This is a genomic window from Trichlorobacter sp., from assembly GCF_030247655.1.
GTDB lineage: Bacteria > Desulfobacterota > Desulfuromonadia > Geobacterales > Pseudopelobacteraceae > Trichlorobacter.
The window spans coordinates 1-8,949 of sequence record NZ_JAOTRZ010000114.1; the positions used below are offsets into that span (position 1 = coordinate 1).

At 52.9% G+C, this 8,949-nt stretch carries 7 protein-coding genes and 1 pseudogene; 2 read left to right on the forward strand and 6 right to left on the reverse strand.

Going from position 1 to position 8,949, the window contains the following annotated elements:
* Positions 1-210: 210 nt before the first annotated feature.
* The 6 genes from OEL57_RS10525 to OEL57_RS10550 form a co-directional block, all read right to left on the reverse strand.
* Positions 211-1,038, reverse strand: coding sequence for a hypothetical protein (locus tag OEL57_RS10525; protein ID WP_300740447.1), 828 nt, complete (start codon positions 1,036-1,038; stop codon positions 211-213).
* 85 nt (positions 1,039-1,123) lie between these two features.
* A complete protein-coding gene (locus tag OEL57_RS10530) occupies positions 1,124-2,134 on the reverse strand; it encodes a DUF2275 domain-containing protein (protein WP_300740450.1) in 1,011 nt (336 codons plus the stop codon).
* Between the two features lie 2 nt (positions 2,135-2,136).
* Positions 2,137-2,742: an RNA polymerase sigma factor gene (locus tag OEL57_RS10535; protein ID WP_300740452.1), complete on the reverse strand. Its 606-nt coding sequence runs from the start codon at positions 2,740-2,742 to the stop codon at positions 2,137-2,139.
* Positions 2,743-2,826: 84 nt separating this feature from the next.
* Positions 2,827-3,735, reverse strand: a complete 909-nt coding sequence (locus OEL57_RS10540; protein ID WP_300740455.1) for a hypothetical protein — start codon at positions 3,733-3,735, stop codon at positions 2,827-2,829.
* Positions 3,736-3,782: 47 nt separating this feature from the next.
* Positions 3,783-4,991, reverse strand: a complete 1,209-nt coding sequence (locus tag OEL57_RS10545; RefSeq protein ID WP_300740458.1) for an S-layer homology domain-containing protein — start codon at positions 4,989-4,991, stop codon at positions 3,783-3,785.
* Positions 4,992-5,095: 104 nt separating this feature from the next.
* Positions 5,096-6,013, reverse strand: a complete 918-nt coding sequence (locus OEL57_RS10550; protein ID WP_300740461.1) for an ROK family protein — start codon at positions 6,011-6,013, stop codon at positions 5,096-5,098.
* A 252-nt stretch (positions 6,014-6,265) separates the two neighbouring features.
* On the opposite strand from OEL57_RS10550, the gene OEL57_RS10555 reads away from it, so the two are divergent.
* Both OEL57_RS10555 and OEL57_RS10560 read left to right on the forward strand, forming a co-directional pair.
* Positions 6,266-8,527 (forward strand): NADP-dependent malic enzyme, encoded by a 2,262-nt coding sequence (locus OEL57_RS10555; protein ID WP_300740464.1) that lies wholly within the window; start codon positions 6,266-6,268, stop codon positions 8,525-8,527.
* A 174-nt stretch (positions 8,528-8,701) separates the two neighbouring features.
* Positions 8,702-8,949 (forward strand): annotated as a pseudogene (locus tag OEL57_RS10560) (GTPase-activating protein); the annotation flags it as partial.

The following is an 8,949-nucleotide window of genomic DNA, read 5'->3' on the forward strand; positions in this document are numbered from 1 at the left end:
ACCGTCAGCAGACAAGTACCAGTGAAAATACTGCATCATGACACCGTTCAGATCAGACATAGGACTCTCCAACTGCTGACGTTATGCAACAAACATACTCTTGTTGCTATACCACAGATCCCCGTCCCTGCAATCACGCTCACCAAAACAGTACGGGGGATGCCCCTGTGGTGAGCAGCCCCCGTTTGCTTACAACCTTGGTTCCTGTATCTATTCCCTACCTGGAGGTGGCGGTGCATAACCACCTTGGTCCCACAGCCGGTTATTATTTCTGGGGTACGGGTGACCGCAGCTGACAATCTTCATCTTGCAGAGTGTGCTACGCCATTCGTACTTAATGTACAGATTTTCCACAGAGCGGCGTTCCGGCTCAAAGGCAACAACTTGTGATGGTGAGTACTCGCTCCTGCCATAGCCGGTACCGGCAGACCGGTCCATCGCCTCAGCCTTTGCTGCCGGGGCTGCAGCAGACTTTTTACGTTCAGATGCTGTAGAAGGTGCCGGTGCCTCTGCTGCCGGCGCAGGTGCTGAGCCGGAAAGCTGATTGCGATACTGCATCGGCGGTTCATAACGTTGCACTTCAGGATAGACCGCCACCGCGATTACCCCCATGGCGCTCTGATCACCAAAAGAAGCTGCATATGAGTCAGGCACCTCGGTGAAGTAGAAACGGTTAATCCGGTCCTGTCCGGTACGCCAGCCAGCATACTCATAACGCTCGTACGGTTCCAGGATATACATCCGCTCACTGTTTTTGAGCCATGACTTCTGACCAGAGACAATGTTGCGGCCATCAACCGCAATCACCACCCCTACCCGACGGTTCAGCTTGTTACGGACCACAATCCTGTAGTGATCTCCCTTGACCGCTTCTGCATAGACTTTCTTGGCTGGATAGCGGGCAGAGACCGGATAAAACGGCAACTCTGCACCTGACTCCGACAGAACTCTGACCTCAACACTGTCGCCGATGCTGCCTGCCCATACCTGAACGACGCTAATCATGACTGCCAGGATACCTGCTACGATAGTTTTCATGACTTCCTCCCGTTGTGGGTGATTGGCTTTTGATGAGCCTTTGCACCGTTAGACAGGAACAGTCAGGAAAAAGTTCCCTAAAAACTTATTTATTTTCAACCTGCCATAGTATCTGTAATTCTAAAATCTTATCACCGGCTTTATCCGCGACAGGACGTTCAGCTATCCGCCCCAATCGGCTAAGCTGTTCCATCAGCTCTGGCAGGCGGTCCATCTGAATCCTTACTCTGGCACTGCCGGTGCGGCGCTCCAGAATGGTTCCACCCAGGCGCTGCACAACATCGCCAAGAGTATCTGAAACCTTAGCGCCGTCATCAACCACCAACCGTAGTCGTTGCGGTTGTATTCCGGTTACACCAGCAGCACTGTCGCTGCTTTCAGCCTTGCGTTTGGCAGCCACGGTACGATCTGGCAGCGGTGACGGGCTAGCGACACGCTTTTCACGACTGGCAACTGAAGGGGCAGGTACGGACTCTGAAGCTGACTTGGATCGTTCCATCTGCTCGACAGGCGCAGGCACCTGTTGTGGCTGCGGTGCAAAGGTTGGAGCAGCCTGTGATCTCTGAGCATCCGGCCTTGCCGGAGCAGCAGATGGTGCGGACACTGCCTTTGAGGCGACCGGTTTGGAAGGAGATGTTACCGGAACAGTTGCACGGGGGATCTGATCCTCAGATAATCTGTCAGCCTCTCTGACGGGGGCGGCAGCAGGGGCCTCAGCTGCCGGTGGAGCCGAAGTCCGCTGTTGAGAACGATTCACATCCTGCATAACATACCAAGTCGTTGCACAGATCATCACCAAAGCCAAGGCTTCCAAAGGCAGCTTGATCTGCAGCGGCAGGAACAGACGGGCAAACCAGCTCCTGTGGGATTCCTGTTCTTCCTTGACCCTGGCCATAATGCGGGTTGCCAGCCAGGGAGGCGGCTCCAGCTCGGGCGTACTCCGCATCGCCTTCACCACGGCCTGCAGCTGTGCCAGTTCGCTACGGCAGGTCGGGCATTCAGCCAGATGCAGTTCAAGCCGTGCCTGATCCATTTTGGACAGGTCTCCTCCAGCCATGGCCGGGAGCAGACTGCGTAGTTCTTCATGACTTTTCATGGTTATGCCATACCTTTGGTTACACAGTCCCTGACCGCCTCTCGGGCCCGAAACAGACGAGACTTGACTGTTCCCTCCCGTAATCCCAACACCTGCCCCACTTCATCATAGGGCAACTCACGCATATCCCGCAACACCAGCACCTCTCGAAACCCCTGGTCCAGAGCCCTGATACAGCGTTCCAGCAGCTCCCTCAGCGCCAAACGTTCCAGTTGTTCAAGGGCCGAGGGTTGTTTCGAAGCGATCTGCAAAGGTGCCCCCGAATTTTCTTCGGCAGTTTCATCAAGAGACTTCTCACGCCCCTGCTTCTGACGGTTCTGCTGCCAGCGGGTACGAGCCTGGTTGACGGCAATGCTGGTCAGCCAGGTGGAGAGTTTGGCCTCACCCCGGAACTCCTTGATCTTGCGCCAGACTGCCAAAAACGTTTCCTGAACAATCTCTGCCGCATCAGCCTCGTTACCGCTGATTCTAAAGGCAACATTGAACAGACTGCGCTGGTAGCGCAGCACCAGCTGTTCAAAGGCACGGGTATCCCCCTTGCGGCAGGCAGCCAGCAGGTCTGAATCTTCAGCAGTATGTAGTTCCGTCGCATTCACAGGATATGACATCTCCCACAGCAAAAAAGTTCCCTACAAAAAAGCCCCGCAACGTTCTGTCACGGGGCTTGGGTTCTCATTCTTTAAAACAGCCTGCTACTTCAGCACAAAGGCAACCCGCGCATCAGCCATAAAGCCGTTGTTCTGGTTGGCGCTGAAGATCTGCAATGCAACTTCATTATTTACCTGCAAATCAGACGGGCTGACCGTACCGGAGGCAGCAACGACCAACGGATTGTTGACGCCACGCTTACGCAGGGCAGCACGGGCCTTGTCAACACTGTTGGTGTACTCGCCGCAACCTTGCTCTACCAGTACCTTCTGGCTGATCTTGGCCGGATCATACAGCACCTCGCCCTTGGGGTTAAAAATCCGGTTAATCAGGGCCGGACGGAAGCTGTAGGCAGTGGCATCAATGATCAGGCCGTCGTAGGGCTTGACAACCGGAGTCGGCGCAGGCACCTCTGCAGGAGGTACATAGGCAGGCTGCTCAATCTGCTGCTTAATCTTGGGCTCGGTCAGAATCTTTTCATACATCATGGCGCCAAAGCTGCGTGGGCCGTTCATCCCCACCTTCAAAATAACCAGAGCGGTTTCTTCTTCCGCATTCCAATCCTTGACCACCGGTTGGAAGCCTTTGATAAAGGCATTAACGGATGACTTGATCACGTCGGACTCAAGTTCAGCATCCCGCACGGTGGTTTGGCCGGTAATGGAGACACCCTTCAGCAGCTCTGCCAAGGCACGCTGGGCAGATACTTCAGCGGCCCGGATGGCGGTCAACCGTTTTTGTCCGCCGGTCGTCCCCTTTTTGGGAACCCCTTCACCCACCACCAGGATGGCATCCTGCTTGAACGCCTGCTCAACGGTAACGGTTACCGTAACCTTTTCTTTTTTGATATACTCACGGGCGATCTTGTAGTGTCTCAGATCCACCTCATCTGCCTGAGCCAGTCCTGCACATCCCATCAGGGCTACTGCTGCCAGTATAATACTTTTTTTCATTGAACCTTCCTCCTTGTCTCAGATTAGTGCCATGTAAAGGCGGTAAACTAATAGATATTGATTTTTTGCTGCAACATCCTGATGGCAAGGATCGCTTCAGCCCCGTCCACCGGCTCGTTAAAGCGGAACTCTCCGGACAGTTCACCTTCCATAATCCCGCGACTGGTCATGTTCATGACGGCATTATAGTAAGGAGAGGTGGTCTTGACATCCGGGAAAGGAGACCGTTCCTGACCGAAGTAGGCCGTGGCGATCTTTTCATCCCCGGTCAGCTTGATCAGGACATCTTCCAGGATAAAAGCCATCTCACCGCGCAGCACTTTATCTTCAGGCTTGAAAAGGTAGGCCTTGGTTGTCTGGTCAAACTTGGGTTCGAGACCACGGACCTTCCACTTCATGATGGTGTTGACTTCATCACGGAACGGATGGGAGAGCAGGTCTGCCGGAGTAAACTCCGCTTTCATGGCAGCCAGTTGTGATTTAACGGGAATCCGACCTGCGAACAGTTTGTCGATCATCATCTCATCAACCAAAAGGGCCGTCAGGTCCCCCCGTGACACCGTATCTTTTACCGCAATCTTTTTCCCCACATCGCCCACCGTGATGCCACCCATGGCCCGCACAATCTTAGATGTCTTTTTCCAGGCCTTATCAGCCGGCTCGTTCCACTTGCCCATTTTGCGGCTGTCCAGGGTTTCACGGAATTTATCCTCTGCCTTACGGAACTGATAGCCTTCAAGATAGGCCAGTCCCATGAAGTAGGCAGCAGCCTCTTTCCCCTGATAGTAGTCAAGACGTCGCTCATCAACCTTCTCGATAGACTGGACAGCACGATAGGCTGCTTCAGCCCGGTCCAGCCAGTCTTTACCCTTTACTACAGGGGCCACCCGCAAGACAGCCAGTTGATATTCAAACCGGTCGTTGTCAGTTTCAATCAGTTTTTTTGTCTTCTCAAGGTACTCTTCTGCGCGGGCCACTTCAATAGCACGATACCCGGCATCAGCCGTTCCTTTTGCCTTTAAAGCGGCAACAATCGCCTTGCCACCATAGCCAGCTGAAAAATTCTCCTCACAGTAGAGCGCCCGATCAAACTTCTCCTGAGCCAGATCAATTTTGCCAGACTCAAGAGCCTCCATGCCACGCAGGTAATGATGAGCAGGATTATCCTCCGGCGCCGTACACCGTGCGACCTGTTTGACACACCCCCCCGCCAGTAAAGCCACTATCAACACCAGAAACAGCCAGATCCGCTTCATAGACAACCTCCCGAGCTAACGAATACAATGCTTGAATAGACCGAATACTATATGTCGTGTAGAATACCATCATTTATCTGAAAGTAAACTCCCCATCAAAAAAATCAACTTCCCAGCTTTTTACCCGCAGCAAGCAGTGCTCCCCCCACAAGCCCGGCATCGTCCCCCAAAGCGGCCCTGCAGAGCCGCACCTGCTCTGCTATCTGAGGAAATGTCCGTTGTTGAATCGTTTTACGTAACATAGGCTCAAACAGATCAAAACCGGCAGAGACCCCGCCACCAATGATAATGCCTTCAAGATTAAGGAGGTTTACCAACCCGGCCAGGGCTGTCCCCAAGCGGTAACCGATAGTATCAAAGGCAGCACAGGCGACAGGATCTCCGTCTTGTGCCAGTAGCGCCAACTCTTCAGGTGTGCGTCCTCCACCGTACCGGGAAAGGGCGGCTGCCGAGACATACTGTTCCAGACAACCCCGATTACCACATGGACAGGGAAGCCCTTCCGGCTCAACAGTCAGATGCCCAAACTCCGCTGCAAAACCGCCTGCACCGGTCCACAGCTTGCCATCAAGGATCAGGCCGCTTCCCAGTCCGGTTCCTATTGTTATTACAACCGCAGATTGCATCCCCTGACCGGCACCGGCCCAGACCTCACCCAAAGCGATCAGATTTGCATCGTTTGCAGAGACAACAGGTATCTGTAAACGGCTGGAAAGCAGTCTGGACAGATTCATCCCCTCAAGCGGTCGCAAATTAACTGAGGAATGAATGGTACCATCATTCCCGATCAGGCCAGGTATGCCAAGCCCCACCCCCTGCACCTTCAGACCATAGCGAGAGGCCTCTTCCACAAGCGTGCCTATTTCCACTGTCAGGCGCTCCAAAAAAGAGTCCGCACCGTTTGAGATGGCACTCTTCAGGCGAAATCGGAAAAGAACCTCGCCATTTACCCGTACCAGCGCCCCCCGAAGGTTTGTTCCGCCGATATCAACACCAATATAGCCAGACTCCTGATCACACACGGATCTCTCCACGTACAGCTTGAGGTTTATTCAACAACATAAATGAGTCACCTATAATACGGTACCGCATCGAACATCTTCAACCCTTACCACGCATAAAATAGAATATTTTTTTATTTGAACCTGATAGCGCTTGACAGCCCCAGACAACGGGAATATATGTCTTTAGTCATATTAAACACAAACTAGCGTAATCAGGACCAAATCAACCATTTTTTTATCGTCACTAAATTTATTTGGAGGATGTCGACCATGGCAAAGATCAAGGATGCTCTTGAGTACCACTCAATGGGTCGTAAAGGCAAAATCGAGGTTATCTCAACCAAGCCCTGCCAAACCGCAGCAGATCTATCCCTGGCCTATTCACCGGGTGTGGCAGAGCCCTGTCTGGCTATTGAGAAGAACCCGGATGATGCCTACAAGTACACAGCCAAAGGTAATCTGGTGGCCGTTGTCTCAAACGGCACTGCGGTGTTGGGACTTGGCAATCTGGGGGCACTGGCCGGTAAGCCGGTCATGGAAGGCAAAGGGGTTCTTTTCGAGCGTTTTGCCGATATTGATGTCTTCGACATTGAACTTGACACTGAAAATCCTGACGAAATCATCAAAGCCTGTCAACTGCTGGAACCGACTTTTGGCGGGATCAACCTGGAAGATATCAAGGCTCCTGAATGTTTCTACATTGAAGAAGAGCTGAAAAAAACCATGAAGATTCCAGTCTTCCACGATGATCAGCATGGTACTGCCATCATCTCATCAGCTGCTCTGATCAACGCCCTTGAACTGGTGGGCAAGAATATCGAGGACATCAGGATAGTGGTCAACGGTGCCGGTGCCTCTGCCAACTCCTGTGCCAAGCTGGCGATTGCCCTGGGGGTCAAGCCCAACAACATGATCATGTGCGACACCAAAGGGGTCATCTACAAAGGCCGCACCATCGGCATGAACCCTTATAAAGAACTCTTTGCCGCTGACACCCCCTTCCGCACCCTGGAAGAAGCTGCCAAAGGAGCCGACGTACTGTTTGGACTTTCCGCCAAAGGAGCCTTTACTGCTGATATGGTACGCAGCATGGCTCCCAACCCGATCATCTTTGCCATGGCCAATCCGGACCCGGAGATTACTCCTGATGAAGCCCGGGCTGCCAGAGGCGATGTGATTATTGCCACCGGACGTTCTGACTATCCCAACCAGGTTAACAACGTGCTGGGTTTCCCGTTCATTTTCCGCGGCGCTCTGGATGTACGGGCAAGCTGTATCAATGAAGAAATGAAACTTGCTGCTGTCAAGGCCCTGGCCAGACTGGCCCGTGAAGAGGTGCCCGATTCCGTCAGCAAAGCCTATGGCAATGTCAAATTTTCATTCGGTAGGGAGTATATCATTCCCAAACCGTTTGACCCGCGGGTGCTGCTGCATGTGGCCCCGGCCATTGCTCAGGCAGCCATGGATTCCGGTGTTGCCCGTCAGCCGATCGAGGATATGGAAAAGTATATTGAACACCTCGAATCGACCCAGGGCACATCAAAAGAGATCATGCGCTACATCATCAACAAGGCCAAGACTGACCCGAAACGGGTGGCCTTCCCTGAAGGCGATAATGAAAAAATGCTTCGCGCAGCCCAGGTCCTGGTGGATGAAGGAATAGCCCATCCGATTCTGATCGGCAACAGCATCAAGATTCGCGACAAAATCGATGAGCTGGGTCTTAACCTGGACGACGTACAGATTGTAGACACTGAAAACTCAAAATATACTGAACCGTATGCACAGGAGCTGTACCGCCTGCGCCAACGCAAGGGAATCACGGAAACCGAGGCACGTCGAATCATGCGCCGCAAGTCGCGCAACCATTTCGGTGCCATGATGGTCAGAATGGGCGATGCCGATGCCATGCTGTCCGGTATTGACGCCCACTATCCAGAGACCATCCGCCCGGCGCTGGAGGTTATTGGAAAGCAGCCGAACCTGACTTCAGTGCATGGCATGTACATGATGGTCTTCAAAAAGGGTGTCTACTTCATGGCCGACACTACGGTTGAAATTGACCCCTCAGCTGAGGAGCTGGCTGAAACAGCCATTCTGGCGGCACAAAATGTCAAGGTATTTGACATTGATCCGCGGGTGGCCATGCTCTCTTTCTCTAACTTCGGCTCAGTGCGTCACCCACTTTCTGACAAGGTGCGCCGTGCGGTGCAGATCGTTAAGGAGCGGGAGCCGGAGCTGATCATTGATGGCGAGATGCAGGCCGATACGGCAGTGGTACAGGAACTGCTGGATCACTTCTCGTTCTCAAAACTGCAGCAGACGGCCAATGTGCTGATTTTCCCTGATCTTAACTCAGGCAACATCGCCTATAAACTGCTGGCCCGTCTGGGCGGGGCTGAGGCGATCGGCCCGATCCTGATGGGAATGCAAAAGCCGGTGCATGTCCTGCAACGGGGCGACGACGTCAGTGACATCGTCAACATGGCTGCCATTGCAGTGGTTGATGCACAGGGACGTAACAACAACTAGCCTCATCGTATTTCCCGCATGGCCGATCATTCCGCCATGCGGGAAATACTGCTTTTCCTCCTATTGCTACCCCATGCTCTTTTAAACAATCTTTTGACATTCAGCGACGTGTATCGTAACGTTTACCCATATATGCACCATCTGCTATGTTGGCATGTCAGGAGGACCAATTAAATGCTTCGTCTCCCCAAAGGCACCCCCCTCTTTGAAGATCTTGATGCCTCAGAACTACAACTTGACGCAGTTGTCACCAAACTTGCCCACGGTTGTTTTACCGGTTATGCCAACCTGACTTTTTCTGACGCAGTCGGTATCCTGGTGTTTGAATCAGGCAAACTGATCAGCGTTATTTTTGAAAACGGCAAAGGCTCGCACCTGAATGACTTTGAAGGGATGAGCGCCCTGGCCGAGCAGATGCTGGA

Coding starts and splice junctions, on each gene's coding strand:
- OEL57_RS10545 (WP_300740458.1), bottom strand. CDS start 4,991: ATGAAGCGGATCTGGCTGTTTCTGGTGTTGATAGTGGCTTTACTGGCG.
- OEL57_RS10555 (WP_300740464.1), top strand. CDS start 6,266: ATGGCAAAGATCAAGGATGCTCTTGAGTACCACTCAATGGGTCGTAAA.
- OEL57_RS10530 (WP_300740450.1), bottom strand. CDS start 2,134: ATGAAAAGTCATGAAGAACTACGCAGTCTGCTCCCGGCCATGGCTGGA.
- OEL57_RS10525 (WP_300740447.1), bottom strand. CDS start 1,038: ATGAAAACTATCGTAGCAGGTATCCTGGCAGTCATGATTAGCGTCGTT.
- OEL57_RS10540 (WP_300740455.1), bottom strand. CDS start 3,735: ATGAAAAAAAGTATTATACTGGCAGCAGTAGCCCTGATGGGATGTGCA.
- OEL57_RS10535 (WP_300740452.1), bottom strand. CDS start 2,742: ATGTCATATCCTGTGAATGCGACGGAACTACATACTGCTGAAGATTCA.